This is a genomic window from Nocardia sp. NPDC052566, assembly GCF_044547285.1.
In the GTDB taxonomy this organism is placed as follows: domain Bacteria; phylum Actinomycetota; class Actinomycetes; order Mycobacteriales; family Mycobacteriaceae; genus Nocardia.
Window position 1 is genome coordinate 673,492 of the sequence record NZ_JBIUAF010000005.1, and the last position, 24,229, is coordinate 697,720.

Below are 24,229 nucleotides of genomic sequence, written 5' to 3' on the forward strand. Positions count from 1 at the left end.
GCGCGCGGCTAACCGGCGCGTACGGCGCCGACGGCGTTTGCGATATTCGTGCGGAAGGCGCTGCGGGAGAACGTGATCGCGTGCGCGCGAATGGTCGCGGGGGAGTAGACGGCCGGATCGAAGTGGCGCATGGCCGTCGCCAGGGACGCGACGACCGCCGCGTCGGGACCCGGCGGGAGGTGCTCGCCGGTACTGCCGGGGATGACGGTGTCGAGTGCGCCGCCTTCGCCGATGGCGAGCACCGGCGTCCCGCAGGCCATCGCCTCGACCGGGATGATGCCGAAATCCTCGATGCCGGGCATGAGCAGGGCGCGGCAGCGGCGGAGCATGTCCTGCAACACCTCGTGCGAGGTGACCCCGAGGAAGGTGGTCTCGGGTCCCGCGATGGCGTCGAGGTGTGCACGGAAGCGGCCGCCGCCGAGCACGACCAGGCGGCAGCCCGCCCGCCGCGCGGCCAGGATGGCGAGGTCGGGGCGTTTGTAGGGGACCAGGCGACCGGCGAAGAGGAAGAAGTCCGCGCGGTCGACGGCCGGGTCGGGGGTGAACCGGTCGATGTCGACGGGCGGATTGATCACGGTGGCGGGCAGGTTCCACCAGTCGCGCACGCGGGCGGCGACGGCCGCGGAGTTGGCGATCACCTCGGTCAGTCGCGGCGCGGCCTGGAGTTCGGCGCGGCGTGCGAGGTGACCGAGGGCGGACAGCGCGAGCTGACCCGCCCGGCCGCCCCCCTCGTTGGCACGGAACTCCGGATCCCACGCCCAGCGCGCCGGGCTGTGCACGTAGGCGATGGCCGGGGCGTCGGTGGCGAGCGCGGCCTGGATGGCGAAGGCGTGGTGGCTGATCAGCACCACATCGAAGCGGTCGCGCAGCGGCAACCGGCGCAGTGCGCGCGGCACGAAGGGCAGCAGCGGGGCGTGGGAGCGGCGGCCGGTCGCCGCGTGCGCGCGGCTCAACCAGGTGTCGTGCACGGTGTTCAATGGCGCGCGGACCACCTCCGGATTCACGATCGGCGCGAAAACCTCGGCGTCCGGCCATGTTTCGACGAACTCGCCGACCACCGCCTCGGATCCACCGAACTCGGTGAACCGTTCGTGCACGATCGCCATCCGCAACCCGCTCATACTGTGTCCTTTCTCGGCATGAGCGGGGCCCTGCGTGGTAACGCGAGCTGCCTCCTCCGGGCCTGACCGCTCATGCTGTGTCTTTTCTCGGCATGTCTCTCATTCGCGCCCGAGTTCCCTTCGCGCCCGGCCTCTTTCTTCGCGCAGCGCGCCCCGGTCACACGCCGAGGCGGCGCGGCGCGGCGTGGCGGCGGATGGCGGGCGCGACCGGACGGCCGACGAGCAGCCCCTCGACCGTCCCCTGATCGATCGCCTTGGCATACACAGCCGCCGCTTCCCGGCAGGCCGCGACGGTGTGCTCGATATCGGCATCGGTGTGCGCGGCGGAGGTGACAAAGGACTGTCCGAGCACCCCGCGTTCGAGCAGCTCTTGCAGGAACAGGGTCCGGAACGCCTGTGAGGGCGCACCGTCCGGCCCGCGGGTGACGAAGATCAGGCAGGATGGCCGCCCCATCACCTGGAGGTACTCGGCGATCCCGAGGTCGGCGGCAATCGCGTTGACACCGGCGGCGAGCAGCTCGCCCGCGTGTTCCATCCTGGCAACGGGATCGGTGGTGGTGTACGCGCGGGCCACGGCGCGGAAGGCGGCCAGCGCACCGGCTTCGGGTCCGTGCGTGGTGGACAGCAGGAAGACGCGATCGCGGTCGGTGCGCAGCCCGCCGAGTTCCATCAGCTCGCGCCGGCCGGCCAGCGCGGAGATGGGGAAACCGTTGCCCATCGCCTTACCCCAGCAGGACAGGTCGGGCCTGATGCCGTACACCGCCTGCGCTCCGCCCGCGGACCAGCGGAAACCGGTGATCATCTCGTCGAAGACGAGCAGTGCGCCGTAGCGATCGCACAGGGCGCGGACACCGTGGAGGTAGCCGGGTTCCGGCTCGTGCAGCGCGGTGGCGGCCTCCATGACCACCGCGGCGATCGCGCCGCTGTTCAGCACGGCGGTCAGCGACGGCAGATCGTTGTAGCGGAAACGCACGGTGCCCGCGGCGGTCTCGGCGGGGATGCCGCTGTTCATCTCGGTGCCGCCGATGAACCAGTCGTCGACGGAGAAGAACGGCTGATCGCAGACGGCGACGGCGGTGCGGCCGGTCGCCGCGCGGGCCAATCGCACGGCCGCGGTGGTGGCGTCGGAGCCGTTCTTGGCGAATTTCACCATATCGGCGCCGGGCACCAGGTTCAGGAAGTCCTCGGCGGCACGGACTTCCAGTTCGATCGGGCGGCTGAAGCTGACGCCGTCGGCGATGGCGCCCGCGACCGCGTCGAGCACCGGCCGGTAGCCGTGGCCGAGGGTGACCGAGCGCAATCCCATGCCGTATTCGACGTACCAGTTGCCGTCGGCGTCCCAGACCCGGCATCCGCTGCCGCGCACCAGGATCGGCGCCATCTGTTCCGGATACTGGTCGGCGCCGCGTGCGTAGGTGTGCGCGCCGCCGGGGACGAGATCATGTAGTCGGGCCTGCAGCTCGTTGCTGCGGGTGAAATCACGCCGACCGGGCTCATGCTCCATGATGGGCTCCTGCAGAGGGTGTCGCGCGCACATAAGCCCCGAACCGCATCCGCCGGTGCGCGATAGGTTGTTCACATTCACTGTAGGTCCGCCGGGCCGGAATGTCCGCGCAAAGACATCCGATGCACGACGATGACCATTGCCGCACAACATCTTTCACCAATGCGCAGCCGTTGCCGGTATTTCGTCGCGAACTGGTCGGTCCGGTCATCGCCACTCCCGCTCGCGCACAGTACATTTCACGGATCTACGGAGGGCCGGGATCGCTGGTTCGATTCGAGGGTGATCGCCCACAGCTCGTGGTCGGCGCGGCGGCCGGTGGGGCCGACGTGGTCGCGCATCGTGCCCTCCCGCGTCATCCCGAGGCGCGCGGCGACACCGCTCGTCGCGGCATCGTCCACCGCGACGGCCATCGACACCCGTTGCAGTCCGAGCCGGGTGAACGCATGGTCGAGCAGCAACCGCAGCGCCGTCATCCGCACCAGATCATCGGTCTCGGCGTCGGTCCACGCGTGCAGCTCTGCGTTGTGGTCGAACATGTCGAGGTCGAACAACCGGCATTCGCCGCGGAACGCGCCGTCCACCTCGATCGCCAGCACCAGTCCGGACGGCGATCGCAAACCGGCACGGGCGCACAATGATTCGCGCAGCCACCGGCGGCGGCCGTAGCGCCGCTTCGCCGCGTTCCGGTCGGCATCAGGGGTCAGCTCACGATGGTGCAGCTTCGCCGCACGCCACGCGGTCCGGTCGGCGCGGGTCCGGTCGCGGACGACGACCATCGGCGGACCGTGATCGACCAGCCGGATCGGCGCCGTGGGCAGGAGTGGATCGAGCGCGTGCCGTGCGCGCCCGGCGCGGTATCGGGCGCGGGCGGTCAGTACGGTCAGCGGCGACAACGTATGTGCACGGGCCGGTAGCTCATCCGGCAGGGCGCGCGCCGGAGCCTCCGGTGCGAGCACGGCGACCGACGGCTCCGCGTCCGTCGCCGACTTCGCGCCCTCGGCAGGGTCGAGGGCCCGTGGCGCTCCCCGTTGATCGACCGCGACGCCCGCGTCGGCGGTCACGGGCTGTGCCGCAACCGGTTTCGATACGACGGCACAGTGCTCGAGCCACTTGGGCGTGAACCCTTCGGGCGGCACGTCCGCGCGGATCACCGCCCACAGATCGTGATCGCGCCGCGCGCCACCGCTGTCGAAATATCGGGCCATCAACGCCTCGTGCCGGAATCCGACCACCTCCGCGCCCCGCGTCGCGCCGATATTCTCCGGCGAAATAGGTGCGGTGATCCGACGCAGTCCGGCGGACCCGAATCCGTAGTCGAGCAGCATGGCCACCGCCAGCGCACCGATCCCGTGCCGTGCGACCCGCGCGTCGACCCAGATCCCCATCTCCGCCGAGCCGACGGGCTTGTCCAGCGAGCCGAGCTCGATCTGTCCCGCGAACGCGCCGTCCACCTCGATCGCGAGCGACAGCCGCCGCCCCGCGCGCGCGTCCGCCCGGATCATGGAACATTCACGGACCCACAGCTTTCCGGTGTGCCGCGCGGCCCAATCCAGCGGCGAGCTGTACCAGTACGGTTCGATGTAGGCGCGGTCACGCAGCCTGATCTGCCGCCATGCCGCGAAATCGGCGAGCTCCGGCGGCCGCAGCAGCACCGAGCGACCGGCCAGCTCGACCGGACCGAGCCGGACCGTGGCGAGTGAGGGGCGACGGGTCCGCATGGCCGCTCACTCGTGCGGACGTTGACGGCCGAGCGAACTGGTCTTCAGCGCGCCGTCGGTGCCGACCGTGACGCGCCAGAACGCCCCGGCCGCGTCCTTGAGGACGATGCCGCCCTCGGCGCGATCGGAAAGCCAAGTGCCACCGGCCGTTACGGCGGAGCGCACGGCGCCGTCGGCGGCCTTGGCCTGGAAGATGTCGTCGTTGCCCGCGGGCTTGGCCTTGGCGATGACGGTGCCCATGAACTCGGGTGAGATCATGCTGGTGCGGCCCTGCACCTGCCAGTGCGGCGGGAAGACGCCGGGGCCGATATCGTCGGCGGCACTGGAGATCAGGTTCACCGCCGTGCCCTCGGGACAGCCCTTCGGGTCGATGCGCAGTTCGATCGGCGGCTTGTCCAGTTCCTCGTCGAAGCGCACGTTGGCCAGGAAGGGCTGGCGGCAGTAGATCAGATCCAAACCCACCGAGCGCGCGGCGATCTTGCAGTTGATCATGCCGAATTGGGCGGGGCCACCGCGGTCGAGCGCGCCGACGGACAGCGCGATCTCGGCGCCCTCGAACCACACGTTGGTCAGCCACCAGTCGTTGGCCGCGCCGTCGACGACGAGATGCCGGTCGGTGGTGTGCGGATCCTGATCGGAGACGAATTCGACATTGGTGAGCGCCAATCCGGCGTTGTGGTCGTTGCCGGTGCCGAGCACGCTGATGTAGTTGCTGGTGAATTTCGACGCGGTGACGTAGTTCTGGATGCAGGAGGTGACCAGGCCGAAGCCGAAATTGTTGATATCGCAGTTGAGGAACGCCGTGCCGCCGGTATTGGCCTCCAGGACGACGCCGCGCTGCTGTAGGTAGCGAGGATGGTTGTCGCTCAGGTGATTTCCGCGGATCACCACCGCGTCGAAGGAGCAGCGGAAACATTCCGACAGCACGACGGCGGTGGACTTGGGGCCGGACATGAAGATGCCGAGCCGGGCGAAGCGCACCCGGTTGCGCTTGCGCAGCGCGATGAGCGTGGTGTCGGTCTCGCACATCACGATCGACACATCGGCGCCGTCGCCGAGTATCGTCGCGAAGTCCGGCATGTCCGGCCACGCGGTGACCTTGTAGCGGCCTGCGGGGAGATAGAGCACCAGCGGCCGGTCCTTGACCGCGGCCGCGGCGGCGATGGCCGCGGTGTCGTCGGCCGTACCGTCGCCGACTGCGCCGAAGTCGCGCACATTGCGGGCGGCGGGCGCGTCGGTGACATGCGGCGAACGGAATTCGACGCCGGGCGCGTCGGAGGCGGTACACGCGGCGAGCGGCAGTGCGACCGCGGCTCCGAGCGAGGCGGCGAGCATCCGTCGTCTGTGCACGGAATCCTCGTGCCCACCCGTTGCCCGATCACCGCCCCCCGCCGAATCGCTCCGCGATGCTCGGATCATTTGCGTCTCCCCACAAGTCGCAGCAGCCGGTTGCCGGGCTGGCTGTACGCTACCGCGCCCGTGAGCGGGTTGTCCCCGAATGTGGCCAGCGCACCGCGCAATTGCGGTGCGGTGGTGGCACCGAGCGCGACGACGCCGACGCTGTGCTCGCACAGCGGCGCCACCGCGATGGCATCGGCGGAGTGCGCCACCGGTGCGGTCTGCATGAGCACGTGGTCGTAGTCGGTGCGCAGTTTGGCCACGATGGCGGCGAAGCGGTCCGAGGCGAGCAGATCCGAGGTCTGCGGATCGACCTCACCCATCGGCAGCAGCGTGACGCCGGTCTGCGGCCAGCCGATCAGTGCGTCGGCGACCGGAGCGGCCCCGGAGAGCACGCTGGCCAGCCCGGCCGTCCGATCGGTCGAGACTCCTCGGGAGACACCGCGTCTCGACGTATCCGCATCGATGAGTACCACGTGGCGGCCGGTATCGGCGAGCGCTTTGGCCAGCGCGGTGGTGACCTCCGGCTCGGACTCGCGCGACAAGCTCGTCACCAGCACCGTCGACGCGTCGCCCTCCTGGAGTAGCCGGGTACGGAGCCTGCGGGTTTCGTCGACGGCGCCGGGGCGGCCCGCATCGATGATGCCGAGGATCGGCACCGGCAGTATCGCCTCGAGATCATTGGAGGTGCGCAAGGCGCGGTCGGTGCGATCGCGGGCGAAGGCGGCCAGCGCGCCGAGCACCAGACCGGCGAGCAGCCCGAGCGCGAGAATGCGGCTGGTCTGCGGACTCGTCGGCGCGCCGGGCAGTTCGGCCTTGTCCACCACCGCGACCCTGGCCGCGGGGGCGGCGTTGCGTTCGATGGTCTCCAATTCGGCGATGAGCGCCCGGAATTGGGAGACGACGGCGTCGGCGAGCGTACGCGCGCCCTCGGCCGTCGCATCGGTGACCGTGATGATGACGATGGTGGTCGCGGGCGGCGAGACCGCCTTGATCCTGCCGCGCAATTCGGCGACCGACATGGTCAGCCCACGATCGGCGATGACGCGCTTGGCGACCTCCGCGCTGCTGGCCAGATCCATATAGGATCGGACGCGCTGCTGCGCCGCCAGCCCGCCCTGGTAGGAGTCGTTCACCGAGGTTCCGGTCGCCATCGAGACGTACATGCTGCTCGAGGCGGTGTAGACCTTCGGCGAGCTGCGCACGTACCCCGCGGCCGCGACCGCGCACACCGCCGCGACGACGACGATGATGAGCCAGCGTCGTCGCGCGATATGCCAATAGTCGACCAATCCCATTATCCGGACCCCCTTTTCACGAGGTTGACAGCCCCGACGACATCGGCGTCCGCGCGCGGCGGCGGCTCGGGCAGAGCGCGCCGCCGGTACTCGCGGACCACTAGGTAGATACCCCAGGCGAGCACGGCGGCCTGCAGGAATTTGCCGACGTTCTCCATGCTGCCGAGGATGCCGCGCTCGAATAGCGCGGAGGCGCCGGTGAGCGCGAGCCCGAGCACCACGATCGGGAAGTGCCGCGAATACAGCGCGCGCGCCCAGAACAGCAGCAACCCGAAGGTGAAGGCGGCGCCGACGACGACACCGGGATAGCCGCCGAGTACGTAGCCCTCGTTGAGATTGCCCTCGGCCAGCGACACCGTCACCCTCGATAGGTCGACCGAGGCGCCGCGAATGTCGGTGGCCCACGCCGTGCCCGAGCTGAACTTCGTGGTGCCGAGCAGCTGGGCCGGGATGAGACTGCGCAGGGCGTGCCCGGCGACTTGATCGGGCGTGAGCCAGAATCCGGGGCCGTGATAATAGGCGTCGGTGGCCGCCTCGAGCAGATCGAAGCGGCGGAAGATGCTCATGAACGGCCGCACCACCGCCGGATACCCGGAATCCGACAGTGCGGCCTCACTTTTGGCGACCTCGGTCTTCTTCAGCGATTGCAGCCAGCCGAAGCCGCCGATGCCGACCACCGCGATCAGCGCGACGCCGACCGCGCTCACCCTGGTCCAGCCCAGAATGGCGAAACGGAGCGCCAGCGCGAGCGCGGCGCCGATGATCGGGGTCTTGGACTGCACGACCGAGGTCCAGCCCAGTTCCACCAGCAGCAGCCCGCCGATGACGAGCGCGGCCGTGTGGCGCTGCGCGGGGCGGAGGAAGATGATCAGCCCCAGCGAGGCGATGGTGGCGAGAATGGCGACGAAGTTGAGGATCGGATTGGCGGCGTCGACATCGCCCGCGCTGCCGATGGCGCCGGTGGCGATGGAGGCGGCGCGGCCCAGCAGTCCCACCGCGTACATGACGGCGAGCGCGGGCACCAGGTTCGCGTCCGCGAGCAGTGCGGGCGGGCCGCCCGCGGGCCGTGCGCGTCGCCAGAGGACATAGGCGACAACGAGTCCCGCGTACACCCACAGCCCGAACACCACATGCCGCAGCACCAGTTCGACGCCGCGGTCGTAGCCGAGTTCGGCGAGCCGCGGATCGGGGATGTTGTCGCCGTAGCGCGGTTCTGGTTGCACCCACAGCAGCACAAGCGGTCTCGCGACATAGGACAGCGACCAGAAGGCGGCCTGCGCGATCAGGAAGACCCGCGCCACGCCGGGTAGCCAGAGCGCGGCGAACGCGATGGTCGCGAGCGCACCCGCCACCAGGAAGACCTCGGCGCCCGGTGTCATGGCGGATCCGCGAGCGCGCCGATGATCTCGCGCGCCCGGTCGACGTATCGGTGCCCGTCGGCCTCGATCCTGCGTCGTCCCGCGTCGGCCACCGCGGCGGCCTTGCCGGGATGCGCGGCGCACCAGGTGAGGATCTCGTGGAGCTCGCCGGGCTCGGTGAACAGGAAACACTCCGCGGTGTCCTGGAGCAGCTCGGCGTGCTCATCGGTGCGCGCGCCGACGAAAAGACCACCGGCGGCGGGTACTTCGAAGGTGCGGCAGGTGTGGGTATCGCGGTTGTCGGAGTTGAGCAGCACGAGGTTCGCGGTGACGGCGGCGATCAGCTCCGAATACCGTTGCCCGTACACCGGTCCCGCGACATGCGCACGGGTGCCACGCAATTCGGGAACCCGGCGCCAGCCGGGTCCGGCGACGAGCACCCGCGTGCCATACCTCGTGGCGAGTTCGACCATGTCGGCCCGGCGATCCGGCCTGCACACGCCGACGAAGCCGACCAGGTACTCCCGGCTGCCGCGCCGCGCGGCCGGATGATGCCATGCCGGATCGTAGGCACTGCGCACGAAGGACACCGCCCGCACGCCACGCGCGATCAGCTCGGGCACATTGTGCCGCTTGGTGGTCACGATGAGATCCCAGTCCCGTTCGTGCGCAAGGTATTCGGGGCTGATATTGACCGGATTCGCGACATCGTCGGGGCTGTAGTGCACATGCCGGGCGGCGGGCGTCTCCAGCAACCTGCGCTGATCGAGGTGGACGCCCTTGAAGACGAAGACCAGATCCGGACGGAAAGCCGCGGCGGCACGGTCGATCTCGGCGTGCACGGCCGCGACCCGCCATGGCGCGCGCTGCCGCGCCACCTTGCTGTAGACCCACGGCGGCGACAGCCGGGCAGGCAGCGTCACCGGGGTGGAGTCCACGACGACCACCTCGTGCCCGGCCTGGCGGAACCCGTCGGCGAGGGAGTGGGCATTGCTGCCCACCCAATCATCGCCGACGAACAGGATTTTCACTCAGCGCCCCTCCTCACGCATCAGGACTATCGCCGGACGGGCGGTGAACGGTACAGTCCGCTCGCGCACGATCAGCCGCCGGATGCGGGCGAGATACCAGCAGGCCACCGTCCATTCGACGATCACGCTGGCGTACACCAGCGTCCACACCGAATGCGTGCGGAAGGCGATGCCGAGGGCGACCGCCGCGACGCAGGTGCCGAGGATCGCGCCGATCAGCACCCCGGTGGTGTCCTGGCGCACCGGCAGCACCGCGGTGGTGACGAACGAGGTGACGGTGGTGGCGGGCAGCATGACGATCTCCACCCGCAAAAGCCCGACCGCGCCGGTGAAGTCGTCGCCGAAGATCAGCTGGACCAGCATCGGCGCGGTCAGCCAGACCACCACCGAGGCGAGCGTCGCCGCGCAGACGCACGCGGCCAGCGCCTGCAACGACCGGCGCCAGAAGTTCTCGGCGGCGCTGCGCCGCGCCATCCGCGGCAGCAGCGCGAAACCGATGGGGTCCAGGGTGGATTGGATCGCGCGCACCAGCCGATCGCCCGCCGAATACAGGCCGAGCGCGACGGTGTCGAGCACCGCGGAGTAGACCGCCGCCGCACCCTGCCCGTAGATCGTCACCAGCAACCGTGAGGTGAGAACCGGTGCGCCCGTGCGTAATACGCCGCGAAACAGCCGGGGGCGCGCGGGCGGGCCGAAGGTGCGCAGCGAATCCCACCAGGTGAGCGCCACCGTCGGAATCGAGGAGACGAGCAGGCAGCCGAGCGCCACCTGCGCGCTCGGCATCCGCGGCAGCAGCGCGACGAGCAGCGCCAGATAGCCGATGCGGCCGACGGCCTGATACGCCGTCGACGTGCCGAACCGGCCCTGCCCGATCAGCAGCCAATCCTCGGAGACGGACCAGAATCCGCCGGCGAACAAGCCGAGCAGGATCATGTCCACCTGCACCGGCGCGTGCGCCACCCAGCTGACGGTCAGCGCGGCGCCGATGACGCCGAGGGTGCTCGCGCGGATGGCGAGATAGTCGCCGCGCAGCTGATTGATCTGGCGCAGCCGGTCGGCGCCGGTATCGCGCTCGTCGTGCACCCGTGCCGCGAGGAAGGAGGTGATGCCGAGATCGACGAGCAGCGATCCGATGAAATACGAGGACATTCCGATGGCGAGCAGGCCGAGCCCGTGGCTGCCGAGCACCCGTGCGATGAGCGGCACCGTGACCAGCGTGATGACGTACTGGCCGTACTTACCGAAGGTGACGTAGCCGATATCGCGGACCACGCCGAGCACGCCGTGGCGTTGATGCAGTCCGCCGCCTGCCTTGCCGCGTTTGCCGTCGCGCCTGCGGTGGACGCCGGGGGCGGCGGGCGGGTCGCTGGGGGTGGTGCGGCCGAGACCGTGTTCGTGTTCAGGCATTCGGAAATCGCTCCTGCGGATGATGTCGGCCCGCAGCCCCATTGCTATGCGTGACGCAAGTGCCGGTGTCGCCGTGTGCGACGGAATCGAGGAAGGCGGCGACGATGCGCGCGGTGGCGGTGATGTGGAAGTCCTTGGCGCGCACCGTGGCCGCCGCGGCCAGCCGGATGCGCAGGGCCTGATCGCCGATGAGCGTGTCGAGTGCGGCGGTGAGCCGGCGCTCGTCGCCCGCGTCGACGAGCAGGCCGTTGATGCCCGGTTCGACGATCTCGGCGGGACCGCCAGGCCCCGAGGCGATGACGGCGCATCCCGCGGCCATGCCCTCCACCACCACCTGACCGAACGGTTCGGGCAGCACCGAGCAGTGCACCAGCACATCGGCCTCGCGCACATAGCGTTCCGGGTCGTCGACGTGACCGGTGAAGGTGACCGGGAGCCGCAACCGCGCGGCGAGCTGTTCGAGCTCGGCGCGGTAGGGCTCCTCGTCGAAGAAGGTGCCGCCGATCAGGAATACCTGGCGCGGGCGCAGTTTCGCGGCGGCCACCGCGCGCAGCAAGACGTCCTGGCCCTTCCACGGCGTGAGCCGGCCGACGACCGCGACCACGGTGTCGGCGGGTGCGCGCTGGACGTGCTCGGTGTACTCGGTGGGCTCGACACCGGGATAGGCGACGGCCGCGGGCTTGCCGCCGGTGCGCAAGGTGGCCATGGTGGTCCGGCTGTTGGCGAGATAGCCGTCGGCGCGGCGGCCGAGCAGCCGGATCACCAGTGTCGGCAGCCTGCCGAAGTAGTCGGCCGAGATGCGGTCGTGCACTTGCCATATCAGCGGTATCCGCGCGCGCCGCGCGGCGACCAGGCCCATCACCAGCGCCTTGGTGCTCTCCGCGACGATCACCTCGGTGCCGAGCTCACGTGCGAGCGCGCCGAGCGCCGCGCCGAGCCGGAGCAGGCCCGCGAATCCGGCGAGCAGGCGCAGCGGACCCGAGCCGATGGTCATCGCGCGGCTGTCGAATCCGCCGCGCACGACCCGTGTTTCGACGCCGCGTGCGCGCATGCGTTCGACCATCGGGCCGTCCTCGGTGTAGGCCATGGCGACCTCGGCGAGCCGCTGTTCGCGCAGTGCCGCGAGCAGGCGCAGCGTCGCCAGTTCGGCGCCCGAGGGCGCGGCGGTGTGCGCGAGGAACAGGGCCCGGATCATCGCCGGATTTCCTGATACATCGCCAGGTGCCTGGCCGCTGTGACATCCCAGGAAAAGGTCTCCGCGTGCGCGCGGCATTCGGCGGCCGTCGGCGTCTTGCCGTGCAGCGCGGCCGCGATCCGCGCGGCGAGCGCTTCGGCATCGCCGGTGGGCACGATCAGCGTGGGATCGAGCCCGCGCACCGAATCCGGCAGCCCACCGCATTCGGTGACCACGGGAGCGCGGCCCGCGGCCAGCGATTCCAGCGCGATGAGGCCGAATCCCTCCAGCGCGGTCGTCGGCACCACCGTCAGCGCGGCCTGTTCGTACAGTTCGGTGAGCCGCGCGTCGTCGACATGCCCGGCGAAGATCACCGAATCGCCGAAACCGGCGGCCGCGGAGCGCAATTCGGCCTCCGCGGTACCGGTGCCGACGAGCACGAGGCGCGCGGCGGGATGGTCGGCGCGAATGGCGGGCCAGGCGCGCAGCAGCACATCGATGCCCATCCGGTGTTCCAGCCTGCGCACGCACAGCACCGTTGTCGCGTCGGCGGGTTTCGGTGTCATCCGGAACCGGTCGAGGTCGACACCGGGCGCGATGACGCTGATCCGCTCCGCGGGCACCAGGTAGTCGGCATTGAGCAGATCACGAAAGTGGTTGGACAGCACCACGAATCGCTCCGCGCGGGCGTAGCGGGCGCGCTCGAGCAGATATTTGGCGCGCACCGCGAGCGCGCCCGCACCGGCCACCCTGCTCTCCGCCGCCCACGGCCCGTGGAAGTGCACGACAAGCGCCGTCCCGCCCGCGGCCGGTGGCCCGTAGAGACAGAAGTGCCGATCCAGGATGTCGGCGCCTGCCGCACCGCGATCGCGCAATGCGATACCGGCCCGGCGTGGCGTGGAACCTCCAGTGGCGCCCCAGCTTCGGGCACCGTCGGGTGCGGTCCCGAACGCGGCCGCCGACACCGAGACCCCCGGCTGCCGCGCCAGCGCCGGGTACAGCTCGGTGAAGTACCGATTGAGCCCGCCCGGCGCCGACCCGAACCATTCCGCACCCGTCATATGCACCCGGAGTGGCCGGGTCCCTGCCGTCACCGCGGCCCCCTGTCGTGACGAAGAGGGCGCGCACCCTCTCGGCGAACTCGCTTATCCCCCGAGAAGTCTAAGTGACACGCCTCATTTCCGGTCGCCCCTCGCTATCACCGTGACCCCATCGCAGCTACCCGAGGTCGAAGAGGTTGGGTTGGCCCGCGCGGTAGCGGGCGGCGTCCATGGTGCGGAGAGGGTCGAAGGCGGGGAGGGATTCTCGGGTGTAGAGGCGGGCTCGTGGGGCGGGGGAGCCGGTGGCGTCGAGGATGGCGTTGACGGCGGTGCGGGCGGCCTCGCTGGCGCCCTCCATGGTGGCCAGGTCGAAGTTGGTTCGGACGTAGTCGGCGGCCAGGACGAGGTTGGGGATGCGGGTGGCGGCGGTGGGGCGGTCGGCCCAGGAGCCGATCGTATTGACAAGCAGGGGTTCGTCATTGGCGTTGCGGCCGTCGACGGAGGTGATGCCGGGGTCGAGCATCCACTCGCGGACGATGCCGTCCTTCAGCTGGGTCTTGCCGTCGTCGTTGAGCGCGGCGGTCATCTGCGCCCAGGTTTCCTGATAGATCTGCTCGCGCGTGCACTCCTTGGCGGTCTTGCCGAACAGGATGCCGGGGGTATCCCAGTCGGCGATATCGATGGTGAGGCCGTCGACGATGGATCCGTCGCCGTAGGTGGCGGCGTAGTCGACGTTCCAGAAGGCGCGCTGGGTATAGGAAGTCAGCCGCCACGGCGCGTCGAGGTAGATGTTGTAGCCGGCGCCGAGCTCGAGTTTCTCGGTGACGAACATCTGCATGCCGGTCATCCAGTCGACGGTGAGCGCGTCCATCCGGCCCAAACCCGGGTCCAGCGCGCGGATTTCGGGGGACCAGAGCTCGCGCGCCCGATCGGTCGGCACGGCGCACACGTACCAGTCGGCGGTCTCCACCCGGGCCGAGCCGTCCGGGCCGGTGATGCGCGCGCCCGCGATCCGCCCGTCCGCGACGGTGAATTCGTCGAGCGCGTGGCCGGGATGGAAACGCACACCGAGCCCGCGCAGCAACGCGATCCACGGATCCAGCCACGCCTCGTTGGTCGGGCCGTTGAGCACCTCGTATACCTTGGGCCCGCCGGTGAGCTCGCGCAGCAGGGCCAGGAAGAAGCCCTCCATCATGTTGCCCATGGTCCTGGTGCTCGCCACATATTCCTTGGCGGCCACCAGCGCACGGGTGAGCCCGGTCGCGGCGAGCGCCTGGAACTGCGCGGATCGCGTTGCCGCACCGACGAAATCCCACCAGCTGACGTGTTCCCACTGGCCGAACCGCCGCTCCTCGCACGAGGTCAGATACGTGAGCACCCGCCCCGCCATGTGGAAGGCCTCGGGCAGCGGGATCAGGTTGTTCTTCATGAACACCTCGACGAGGATGCGCTGCAACCCTTCCGGCGTGCGCGCCTGTGCCGGATCGAAGTAGAACCCGAACATCAGCGGGAACCCGTCGGGCAGATTGTGCGCGCGCGGATAGCGCGGATCGTTCACCGAGAACGGCACCAGGTTGTCGTAGACGGTCTTGCCGGAGGCCAGCGGAATCCGGCGCATGGTGTCGTGGACGTGGTGATAGAAGGAGGTGAAGCCGCGTGCGCCGTGTTCACCGGGCAGCGGCGCGCGGCCGCCGGATCCGGTGCCGGGCAGGGGGATGGTGCGTGACTTGCCGCCGAGTTCCTTGCGATCGAAAACGGTGACCTGGAAACCGCGTTCGGCCAATTCGTGGGCCGCGGTGAGCCCGCCGATGCCCGCGCCGAACACCGCGACCCGCGTGCCGGTCGGCGCGGCGGACGCGGGCGGCAGGCCCGTCGCGGCCAGGCCCGCGGTCCCGGCGATGGCGGCGGCGCCGCGCAGCAGCGTGCGCCGGGACAGTGCGCCGTCACGATCTCGAGTTGTCATGGTCCGCCCCTTCGGCAATTCTGACTATCTCGATCGTCATATTTAGCAGAAAGTGCGAGACATTGGGAGACAATGCGTCTATGGCAATCAAGGTGGGCCGATGAGCGAGGGGCGCACCTATCGCGGCGTCGGCAAGGCCGAGCGGATCGCGCTACGCCGCGCCGCGCTGCTCGCCGCGGGCCTGGAATTGTTCGGCACCAGGGGATATGGGTCCACCGGGGTGAAGGACCTGTGCCGCGCGGCCGGACTGACCGATCGGTATTTCTACGAATCGTTCACCGGCACAGCGGATCTGTTCGCGGCGGTCTTCGACCGCGTGATCGAGGAGCTGTTCGCGGCGGTGTCGCGCGAGGTGGCCGCCGTCGAGCCGATCGGGACCCGCAAACTGCGCGCGGGCATCGGCACCTTCCTCGCCGCGCTGGCGGCCGATCCGCGCACGCTGCGCGTGGTGTTCACCGAACCCAACGGCGCGGGCGCCGAACAGCGGCTGCGCGACGCGATGTGGCGCTTCGCGAAGCTGGTCGCCGCGACGGCGAGTGCCGCACGGCCGGAACAGGATCCGCCCGCACCGCAGGTCGACATCTACGCGCTGTCGGTGGTCGGCATGCTGGAGCGGGTGATCGTCGAGCGGCAGGGCGGCAGGCTCGAGGTCGCCGTCGACGAACTCGTCGACCACTGCACGACTTTCGCCGCCTCGGCACTGCGCGCGCTGTATCCGCGCTGAGCTGCGCGGACTCGGCGTACGCTGGCTGGCAGTCGGCCGGTGAGGTACATTTCACACCGGGTTCGTGCTCGGCACGAGCCGACCCGCGGGGGCTGGCGGGAGGACTGACACTGTGGGTACCGTGCGTTCCGTGGCCGAGCGGCCGGGACTCGCCGAGCGCGAGATCCGGATCCTCGTCGAGAACGGTGAGTACTGGCTGCGCAATCGCGGTGACATCGCCATGATGGTGATCACCGTAGAACGCCTGCGACAACGCTGGCCGCACGCGCGCATCGGGGTGCTGACCCATCAACCCGCCGTGCTGCGCGCGCTGCTGCCGCAGGCCGAACCGATCTGCGGCCCGGATTGGACCTGGGGCGGCGACGGGTTCGCGGCGCGGCTGTCGCACACGGCCGCAACGAAACTCGGCGGACCCGCGGCGCTGTGGTGGCGTGCGGCCACCGACGGTCCGAAGGATCGGGTGCGCGCACTCCGCGACGCCCGGCGCGAGCCGCCCGAACCCGAACCCGGCGATCCCGTGTTCCCGGTGGAGATTCCCCTCGCGGTCGCCCAGGCCTCGCTGGTGCTCGCCCTCGGCGGCGGCTATATGACCGACGTCGATCGCTATCAGGCGCACCGCACCATGAATCTGCTGGAACACGCTGCCGCGCTCGGCATTCCGACGGCGCTGATCGGCCAGGGCCTCGGCCCGCTGCGCGATCCGCAGCTGCTTGCCCGCGCGGAGAAGGTGCTGCCGCACGTGGATGTCATCGCCTTGCGGGAGGGCAGGCGCGGACCGGAGCTGCTCGCCCGCCTCGGCGTCGACCGGGACCGGGTGCTCGTCACCGGAGACGACGCGGTCGAATTCGGTTACCGGCTGCGCGATCCGCGCATCGGCGGCGAGATCGGGCTGTGCCTGCGGGTGGCGGACTATTCGAAGGTGAGCGCGGCGGCGCAGGCCACGCTCGGCACGGTGGTGCGCGCGAGCTCGGTGCGGCTCGGCGCGGGCGTCGCGCCGCTGATCATCTCCGAATACGCCTCCGAGGACCGCCGTTCCACGCTGCCGCTGCTCGAGGGCGCGGCCAAGGCGCTGCCCGCGGTCGGCCGCGGCGGCACCGCCCACGACGTGGCCCGCCAGGTCGCCGGATGCAGGCTGCTGGTGACCAGTGCCTATCATTTGGCGGTTTTCGCACTGGCGCAGGGCATTCCGGCGATCGGCATCACCGCGTCGGAGTACTACGACGACAAATTCCACGGGCTCGCCGCCATGTTCGGCGCCGGGCTGCGGGTGGTTCATCTCGACGATCCCGACCTCGAGCAGGTGCTGACCGGTGCCATCGGCGAGGTGTGGGACCAGGCGCCCGCACTGCGGGATGCCTTACAGCAGAAGGCCGCCGAGCAGATCGACGCGAGCCGCGCCGCGCTGGAGCGGGTCTGCGGGCTCGTGGAGAACGGACCCGTTCGTGTCAGGGGCACATCACTAGGGGGATAACCGATGCAGGACACACTCTCGATCTGCGTGCCGGCCTACAACTCGGCGCGCACGCTGGCCACCACGCTGCGCTCGGTGCTCGATCAGGACGCCGATTTCGAGCTGCTCGTGCTCGACAACGCCAGCACCGACGACACCGGCGAGATCGCGCGCTCGTTCGGCGATTCGCGCATCAGGGTGCTGCGCAACGACAGCGTGCTGCCCATCGGTGACAACTGGAACCGGGCGATCCGCGCCTCGACCGGCACCCTGGTGAAGGTGGTCTGCGCCGACGACGTGCTGCGGCCCGGCGCGCTGGCCGCCCAGCTCGCGGTGATGGCCGACGGGTCGGTGGCGATCTGCTCGGGCCGCTTCGAGGTCATCGACGAGCAGGGTGAGCTGCTGGAGACCGGCCTCGGGCTGGCCGGACTGCTCGGCAGGCGGGACGCGCGCACGCTGGCGCGCACCATCGTCCGGCTCGGCCCCGCGGAATTCGGGCCGACGGCGGCGGCCATGTTCTACCGCGAGCATTTCGACAAGGTCGGCGGGCTGCGCGGTGATCTGGTGTTCCCGATGGACGTCGACCTGTTCGCGCGGGTCTGCTCGTTCGGTGAATTCCACGGGATGACCGATATCGTCGCGGCCTGGCGCAATTCGTCGTTCAACCTGTGCAGCCAGACCTCGACGGTCAGCAAGCTGACCGATATGTACCGCTTCCACCACCGCATCGCGGGCGACCATCCGGAGCTGGTCGGCCGCGGCGATGTGCTCGCGGGGGACACCAGGCTGGTGCGGGCGGCGTTGCACCGCTTGCGCGTTCGCACCGTGGCGACCGTCCGCAACCGCCCCGATCTGCTCTGACACGGCGAGGGTGGCGCCCGGTACCCCCGGCGCCACCCTTCGTCTGTGCGAGCCGTTCAGATGGTCCAGAGCCGCCCGTAGGTGATGACCGTGTCACCGCTGGAGCTGACCACCCGGACGAACGGCCGGATGGTGGTCTGGCCGAGGACACCGGTGACGGTGCCGTGGAAGCCGGACATCCGGATGAAGCCCTCGACGCCGGAGATGTCGCCGCCCGCGCATTCGATCGTCTGGATGCCGGGGCCGAAGCCGACCTCGAGCTCGAGGCCGAGCCGGGGGATCAGGCCGTCCAGCTTCAGCAGCGCGCCGTTGTCGCCGCCGAGATCCATGCCGAGTCCCGGTGTGTACCACTGGAACTTGATCTTGCCGTTCAGCGTGGCCGGGTAGCCGACCTGATAGCCGATGGTGATGTGGCCGGTCCAGTCCTCGGCCCTGGGGCCGGAGATACGGTAGGCGGCCTCGCCCGCGTGGAACCACTCCCTGGTCAAGGGATTTCCGTCCAGCGGGGGGACGAAATCGATGCGCGTATCGGACTGGATCGCCTCGATCGCGCGGTCGCCGTGATCGACGATCGTGCTCGTACTGTCTATCGCCGCGGTAGCGGTGCCGTTGCCCAGTACGAGTCCGGTGGCCGCGACCGTCGCGATCGCGAACATCCGGATGCCCCGGCAACGGAGCTGATCAGAATCCCTCATCGTTTCCCCTCGTCCGTGACCCTTCGAGCGCCCTGCCGCGCTCGACGCCCGCCCCCCTCAGACTCGGGGGCACCAAGCCCCCTTAATCGTTGCGGTGCTCCGATCATGCGTAAATGAAATATGTCATATCAACATTTGCTGGACCCGCTGGCAACAATTCGGCAGTGCCGCAGTGACTTTCACGCAATCGGTGACGGCTCGGGGCCTCCGGGGCCATCGATCACCCATCGCTCCGCGAGCCGGGGCAGGCTCGCGCTGACCTCGGGGAACAGATCCGGCAGCATGAGTAGGACGAAATCCGGTGCGGCCGTGTCAAGTTCGTCCGGTGTGATGATCGGAATGTCGGTGCCGGGCATGCGGCGTCCGTGTTTGGCCGGTGACGCGTCGGCGACGGCGGTGATCAATCCGCGGTGCAGCCCGGCCGATTCGAAGACCGCGACCGCGCGCGAGGCCGCGCCGTAGGCGTAGATCCGGTGACCTTTCTCCGTCATCGCGGTGAGCCAATTCCGGAGCTGGGTGGCGTGCCTTGTCGCGGCGCGCTGAAGTGCCTGTGCCGCAACGGGAGTGATGTACGCGGCTTCATCGTCGAGTACCGTGCGAACGGCGGCGCCCGGTTCGTGACGACCGTGCCGGGCGGCGATCAGCACGGTGCCGCCGTAGAGCTCGAACCGCCACGCGGTGGTCACGGACATCCCGGCATCACGCAGCAAACGCCGCAGCGCGGCCAGCGAATAGTAGGCAAAGTGCCCGTGCCTCAGCGCGTTCCACTGACGCGCCGAGACGATCGTGGCCAGCGAGTGATACTGGATCAGTAATGTACCGTCCGGTTCGGTGGCGGCGGCACGTTCGAGAAATGCGGCCTGTTGGTCCGGTTCGTGCATGATGCCGAAGCAATCCAGCACGATATCCGCGCGCCCGCCCACCTCGGTGAGACCGCGCGCGGTCAACAGCGGCAGCCAGCTACCGCCGTGCGGGCTGCCGAATTCGCGCACGGTGGCGCCGCGCAACAGACCGTCGGCAGCCACCGATGCCACCGCCTCCGCGGCCTGCTCGCGCAGGGCCCGCGGTTCGACACCGCGCGGCTCCTCGGCGCCGGTGTCGTCCTCGGCCAGCTGCGCCAAACCGCATGCCGCACACAGGTCCATGCGCAATGCGTGCCTGGGTTCGTCGACGGGGGCGGTGGCAGGCGGGAAGTGATCCGCCGCCGCCACCCTGCCGAGATCGAGCACCGTCGCGAGCTCATCGCCCGCGCACCCGCGGCACCGCCCAGCCGCCACGCCGTCCTCCTGCGCCGTCGTCGTTTGCCGGGCACGCTCGGATCCCCGGACGAGCGTGCCCGCCCTCCATGGTGCCCGCGGATCGGCGCCGAGGCGAGTACCGAGACGCCGCTCCGCGACGCTCGGTCCGGCGCGAAGCGACCTCCGGCCGCTGCGAGTGCCGAGACGCCGCTTCGCGACGCTCGGTCCGGCGCGAAGCGACCTCCGGCCGCTGCGAGTGCCGTGACGCCGCTTCGCGACGCTCGGTCCGGCGCGAAGCGACCTCCGGCCGCTGCGATCGTCAGGCGCTCGTCGGCGTGCCGATCCGGCGCATCGTCGCGTCCAGAACACCGGTGTCGCGCAGCTTTTCGAGATGGGGCAGCCGGGTGAAGCGCTCGAAGAACGCGTCACGGGTGAGCCCGCAGGCGACGTATTGCTCGTACAGTTCGGTCGCGCCCGCGGCAACGCTCCACCACGCGCGGTAGCCGATGGCGTTGCGCGCCGCCGTGAAATCGACGCGGTAGGAGCGCGGATCCGCCCCGCTCTCGCCGGTGATCATCAGCCGGGAATCGGGCACGGCCGCCACCACCGCCTGCGCGATATCGGCGACGGTCAGATTGTTCTGCTCGCTGCCGATATTGAAGGCGCGGCAATGGATCGCGTCCACCGGCGCGGTGAGGCAGGTCGCGAAGGCCCAGGCGATGTCCTTGGCGTGCACCAGCGGACGCCACGGCGTGCCGTCGGAGAGCACCTTGACCTCGCCGGTGAGCACCGCGTAGCCGACGAGGTTGTTCAGCACGATATCGGCCCGTAGTCGCGGCGAGAAGCCGAATGCCGTGGCGTTGCGCAGGAATACCGGTGCGAAGCCGGAATCGGCCATGGCCGCGACATCGTCCTCGACCCTGACCTTGCTCTCCGCGTACGGCGTGATCGGGCGCAGCGGCGCGTCCTCGGTGACAAGCCCGTCGCCCGCCGCGCCGTAGACCGAGCAGGTGGAGGCGTACAGGAAGCGGTGTACGCCCGCCTCTTTCGCGAGCCTGGCCAGTCGCACCGAGGCATGATGGTTGATGTCGTAGGTGATGTCGGGGGCCAGCGCGCCGAGCGGATCGTTCGACAGCGCCGCCAGGTGGATCACCGCGTCGAAATCGGCGAGCTGTGCCGCGGTCACATCGCGTAGGTCGACCATGAGGCCGGGCGGGTCGGCGGGTGCTTCGCCGAGCACGCAGTCGGCGAAGAAGCCCGCGTCGAGCCCGACCACCTCGTGGCCGTTGGCCCGCAGCACCGGCACCATGACGGTGCCGAGATATCCCTGATGTCCGGTGACAAGCACCCGCATGCTCAGTGTCCTCCGAAGTCGATGATGGCCTTGTCCACGACGAACGCCTCAGCGTGCCGCGCGTGGCACTGCACCCCGCGCAACCGGGACAGCGCGAGGAACGACTGCTCGTCGAACCAGTCCCGATCCGCCTGGGACGGATAGCGTTTCAGCAGCAGCCGCGCCTTCTCCTCGGCGAGCTCCTGGGTGAGCGGGTGGAAGAATGTCGGCGTCGGCGTATCGCACTCCCACTTGAGGATCTCGTAGCCGAGCACCAGCTGATCGCGGAACTCGGTCGGCACCAGCTCGGCGAGCAGCCGATGATCCTGATGGGCGTCGCGGCGCTGCGGCGCGAACACCACATCCGGATCGGTGCCGACGCGAAAGTTCTTCAGCGCGCCCTTGATTCGGTCCCAGTGCGCGGGTGCGCGCGCGTCCGGAATATCGAGCACGGTGAGGTCGAGCTCGGCGCCGGGACAGAAATCGGCCAGCGCCGCCCGTTCCTCGTCCTCGCGCGCGGTGCCGCCGCCCGAGAGGACGAGTGCGTGCACCCGCAGCCTCGGCCGGGCGCGGCCCATGGCGAGCAGGGTCGCGCCCATCCCGATGGCGATATCGTCGCAGTGCGCGCCGAACACCGCGATCTCGGTGACCGAACCCGCGGTCAGCCGAATCACGCGTGCTCCCAGACCATCCAGGGCCGGACTCCGGTGCGGTAGCCGTTGTCGAGGTCGGCGCGCTCCTTGAAGGTGTCGGCCGGCTTCCAGAAACCGAGGTGCTGATAGCCGAAGAGCCTGCCCTGCCCGGCCAGCGTGCCGCACGCGTCCGCGACGAGATCCCCGCCGGGGGGCAGCAGATCGAAGACCTCGGGGGTGAGCACGAAGTAGCCGCCGTTCTCCCACAGCGGCAACCGCGAGACCGGCATGATTTCCTTGACCTCGCCGGTCGGCGTGATGTCCACGCAGTGGAATGAGGACTGTGGCGGCACCACCATCATCGAGGCCGCCGCCTTGGACGCGGTGAATTTCTCGATCATTTCGTCCAATGGCGCGTCGGTGAGCACGTCGGCGTAGTTGGCGAGGAAGTACCGCTCGTCCTCCAGGTAGGGGCGGACGCGCCGAAGTCGTTCGCCGATAGGGGATTCCACGCCGGTGTCGACGAAGGTGATCGACCAGTCGCTGATATCGGTGCGTAGTAATTCGACCCTGCCGTCGCGGATGACGAAGTCGTTGGACACCGATTCCTCATAGGTCAGGAAGAAGTTCTTGATGTGCTCCGCGCCGTAGCCGAGGCACAGGACGAAATCCTTGTGCCCGAAATGTGCGTAATATCGCATTACATGCCAGAGCAGTGGTCGCGGACCGACCAGTTGCATCGGTTTCGGAATCATGTCGTCGCTGCCGTCACGCATTCGCATGCCGTAGCCGCCGCAGAACAGCACAACTTTCATCGTGCGTGCCTCCCCGTGATGATGTCTGAGTGTGGATTGTCGTGCCGATCGGCGTGATGCAGAGTGGGTAGCGGATAGATCAATTCGGCGCCCCATTCGGTGATATGCCGGAGTTGGGCCGTGATCTCCGCTTCGAGATTCCACGGCAAAACGATCACCACGTGCGGGCGATCGAGCTCGATGCGCTCGGGCGGATGGATCGGAATCCTGGTGCCCGGCGTGAATTTTCCGTGTTTGTACGGATTGCGGTCAACGGTGTACGCGAGCAGGTCGGGCCGGATACCGCAGTAGTTGAGCAGAGTATTGCCCTTGCCCGGCGCGCCGTAGCCGACGACGCGCTTGCCCTTGTCCTTGCAGTCGAGCAGGAAGCGCAGCAGATCGTGGCGCACCCGTTCGGCGCGCGGCGCGAGTTCGAGATAGCCGTCCAGGCGGTGCAGTCCTGCCCTCTCCTCGAGCTCGAGCACCTCCCACACCTGTGCGCTCGGCGCGCTGGCGACCGCGTCCGGGCGCGCCCACACCCGCAGCGAACCACCGTGTGTCGGTAGCAATTCCACGTCGACAACGGTCAGGCCTGCCGTGGCCAGCGCACGCTGGGCCGAGAGCAGTGTGTAGTACTGGAAGTGCTCGTGATAGATGGTGTCGAACTGACCGAGCTCGAACAGGTTCAGCGCGTGGTGCACCTCGATGGAGAGCCAGCCGTCGTCGGCCATCAGCATGCGCAGCGACCGGGTGAAGCCGCGCAGGTCGGGCACGTGCGCGTAGACGTTGTTGGCCACCACCAGATCCGCGGGCCCGTGCTCGGCGCGCAGCGCGGCCGCCGACTCCTCGTGCAGGAAGGTGGTCGCCGTCGGCACGCCCGCCGCGCGGGCGGCCGCGCCGACGTTGACCGACGGTTCGATGCCGAGGCAGGGGATGCCCGCGGCGACCGCGTGCCGCAGCAGATACCCGTCGTTGCTCGCGACCTCGATCATGAACGAGTCGCCGTCGAGCCCGAGCCGTTCGATGGCGTGCTCGACGAATGTTTCCGCGTGCCGCACCCAGCTGTCGGAAAAGGAAGAATAGTAAGCGTATTCGGTGAAGGTTTCTTCCGGTGTGATGAGCGCGGGGATCTGCACGAGTAGGCAGTCCGCGCACACCCTTAGGTGCAGTGGATAGGTCGGCTCGACGAGATCGAGTTCCGTGGCCGACAGGAACTTTTCACACGGCGGTGTCGCACCGAGGTCGAGGACGCTAGAGAGACGCTCGGAATCACACAGTCGACAGTGCAACGGGGGCCCCACCTTCTACCGAGAAAGTCGATCGACCGGCGTTGAGCCGGAACATTGGAGACTTCGGCTTGATCCAGTGAGACGTTACAACGGTATGCCCCCATGTCGCTGGCGAAATCTACTGGGTGAGACGAAGTTTCGAGGAAATTCTTCCTGGTTTTCCGGGGCGGCGTCCCGGCGGCTATCGGGTTCGTTGGT

The 24,229-nt window shown here is 69.2% G+C and carries 20 protein-coding genes; 3 read left to right on the top strand and 17 right to left on the bottom strand.

Annotation, left to right across the window (positions count from 1 at the left end; genetic code table 11):
* Positions 1-8 precede the first annotated feature (8 nt).
* The 11 genes from ACIG5A_RS27945 to ACIG5A_RS27995 form a co-directional block, all read right to left on the bottom strand.
* Entirely contained in the window at positions 9-1,121 is a 1,113-nt protein-coding gene (locus ACIG5A_RS27945) for a glycosyltransferase (RefSeq protein ID WP_397245197.1), read from the bottom strand.
* A gap of 157 nt (positions 1,122-1,278) precedes the next feature.
* Entirely contained in the window at positions 1,279-2,625 is a 1,347-nt protein-coding gene (locus ACIG5A_RS27950) for a glutamate-1-semialdehyde 2,1-aminomutase (protein ID WP_397245199.1), read from the bottom strand.
* 239 nt (positions 2,626-2,864) lie between these two features.
* On the bottom strand, positions 2,865-4,346 hold the full coding sequence (locus tag ACIG5A_RS27955) for a GNAT family N-acetyltransferase (protein ID WP_397245201.1): 1,482 nt from the start codon (positions 4,344-4,346) through the stop codon (positions 2,865-2,867).
* A 6-nt stretch (positions 4,347-4,352) separates the two neighbouring features.
* A complete protein-coding gene (locus ACIG5A_RS27960) occupies positions 4,353-5,681 on the bottom strand; it encodes a glycosyl hydrolase family 28-related protein (protein ID WP_397245928.1) in 1,329 nt (442 codons plus the stop codon).
* Between the two features lie 80 nt (positions 5,682-5,761).
* A complete protein-coding gene (locus tag ACIG5A_RS27965; RefSeq protein ID WP_397245203.1) occupies positions 5,762-7,042 on the bottom strand; it encodes a GNVR domain-containing protein in 1,281 nt (426 codons plus the stop codon).
* A complete protein-coding gene (locus tag ACIG5A_RS27970; protein WP_397245206.1) occupies positions 7,042-8,421 on the bottom strand; it encodes a hypothetical protein in 1,380 nt (459 codons plus the stop codon). The genes ACIG5A_RS27965 and ACIG5A_RS27970 overlap by 1 nt, the downstream gene beginning before the upstream one ends.
* On the bottom strand, positions 8,418-9,431 hold the full coding sequence (locus ACIG5A_RS27975; protein WP_397245208.1) for a glycosyltransferase: 1,014 nt from the start codon (positions 9,429-9,431) through the stop codon (positions 8,418-8,420). The genes ACIG5A_RS27970 and ACIG5A_RS27975 overlap by 4 nt, the downstream gene beginning before the upstream one ends.
* Complete coding sequence (locus ACIG5A_RS27980) at positions 9,432-10,838, bottom strand: lipopolysaccharide biosynthesis protein (protein ID WP_397245210.1); 1,407 nt, start codon at positions 10,836-10,838, stop codon at positions 9,432-9,434.
* Positions 10,831-12,033, bottom strand: a complete 1,203-nt coding sequence (locus ACIG5A_RS27985; protein WP_397245212.1) for a glycosyltransferase family 4 protein — start codon at positions 12,031-12,033, stop codon at positions 10,831-10,833. Before ACIG5A_RS27985 ends, ACIG5A_RS27980 begins: the two co-directional genes overlap by 8 nt.
* Positions 12,030-13,073 carry a glycosyltransferase family 4 protein gene (locus tag ACIG5A_RS27990; RefSeq protein ID WP_397245930.1) on the bottom strand — a complete coding sequence of 348 codons (1,044 nt, stop codon included), beginning with the start codon at positions 13,071-13,073 and terminating at the stop codon, positions 12,030-12,032. Before ACIG5A_RS27990 ends, ACIG5A_RS27985 begins: the two co-directional genes overlap by 4 nt.
* Before the next feature lie 157 nt (positions 13,074-13,230).
* Positions 13,231-15,015, bottom strand: a complete 1,785-nt coding sequence (locus ACIG5A_RS27995; protein WP_397245214.1) for an FAD-dependent oxidoreductase — start codon at positions 15,013-15,015, stop codon at positions 13,231-13,233.
* A 100-nt stretch (positions 15,016-15,115) separates the two neighbouring features.
* On the opposite strand from ACIG5A_RS27995, the gene ACIG5A_RS28000 reads away from it, so the two are divergent.
* The 3 genes from ACIG5A_RS28000 (at position 15,116) to ACIG5A_RS28010 (ending at position 18,050) form a co-directional block, all read left to right on the top strand.
* Complete coding sequence (locus ACIG5A_RS28000) at positions 15,116-15,739, top strand: TetR/AcrR family transcriptional regulator (protein WP_397245216.1); 624 nt, start codon at positions 15,116-15,118, stop codon at positions 15,737-15,739.
* Between the two features lie 130 nt (positions 15,740-15,869).
* Positions 15,870-17,210 carry a polysaccharide pyruvyl transferase family protein gene (locus ACIG5A_RS28005; protein WP_397245218.1) on the top strand — a complete coding sequence of 447 codons (1,341 nt, stop codon included), beginning with the start codon at positions 15,870-15,872 and terminating at the stop codon, positions 17,208-17,210.
* A 3-nt stretch (positions 17,211-17,213) separates the two neighbouring features.
* The gene (locus tag ACIG5A_RS28010; RefSeq protein ID WP_397245220.1) at positions 17,214-18,050 is read left to right on the top strand and encodes a glycosyltransferase family 2 protein; all 837 of its coding nucleotides are present in this window, start codon (positions 17,214-17,216) and stop codon (positions 18,048-18,050) included.
* A gap of 56 nt (positions 18,051-18,106) precedes the next feature.
* Here ACIG5A_RS28010 and ACIG5A_RS28015 read toward each other — a convergent pair whose 3' ends face one another.
* From ACIG5A_RS28015 to ACIG5A_RS28040, 6 genes are all read right to left on the bottom strand, one after another.
* Positions 18,107-18,745 carry an MspA family porin gene (locus ACIG5A_RS28015; RefSeq protein WP_397245222.1) on the bottom strand — a complete coding sequence of 213 codons (639 nt, stop codon included), beginning with the start codon at positions 18,743-18,745 and terminating at the stop codon, positions 18,107-18,109.
* A gap of 179 nt (positions 18,746-18,924) precedes the next feature.
* The gene (locus ACIG5A_RS28020) at positions 18,925-20,022 is read right to left on the bottom strand and encodes a methyltransferase domain-containing protein (protein WP_397245224.1); all 1,098 of its coding nucleotides are present in this window, start codon (positions 20,020-20,022) and stop codon (positions 18,925-18,927) included.
* Positions 20,023-20,302: 280 nt separating this feature from the next.
* Entirely contained in the window at positions 20,303-21,337 is a 1,035-nt protein-coding gene (locus tag ACIG5A_RS28025) for an NAD-dependent epimerase/dehydratase family protein (protein WP_397245226.1), read from the bottom strand.
* Positions 21,338-21,339: 2 nt separating this feature from the next.
* Positions 21,340-21,990 carry a PIG-L deacetylase family protein gene (locus ACIG5A_RS28030; RefSeq protein WP_397245228.1) on the bottom strand — a complete coding sequence of 217 codons (651 nt, stop codon included), beginning with the start codon at positions 21,988-21,990 and terminating at the stop codon, positions 21,340-21,342.
* Positions 21,987-22,763 (bottom strand): glucose-1-phosphate cytidylyltransferase, encoded by a 777-nt coding sequence (locus ACIG5A_RS28035; protein ID WP_397245230.1) that lies wholly within the window; start codon positions 22,761-22,763, stop codon positions 21,987-21,989. Before ACIG5A_RS28035 ends, ACIG5A_RS28030 begins: the two co-directional genes overlap by 4 nt.
* Positions 22,760-24,031, bottom strand: a complete 1,272-nt coding sequence (locus tag ACIG5A_RS28040) for a class I SAM-dependent methyltransferase (protein ID WP_397245232.1) — start codon at positions 24,029-24,031, stop codon at positions 22,760-22,762. Before ACIG5A_RS28040 ends, ACIG5A_RS28035 begins: the two co-directional genes overlap by 4 nt.
* Positions 24,032-24,229: the final 198 nt, after the last annotated feature.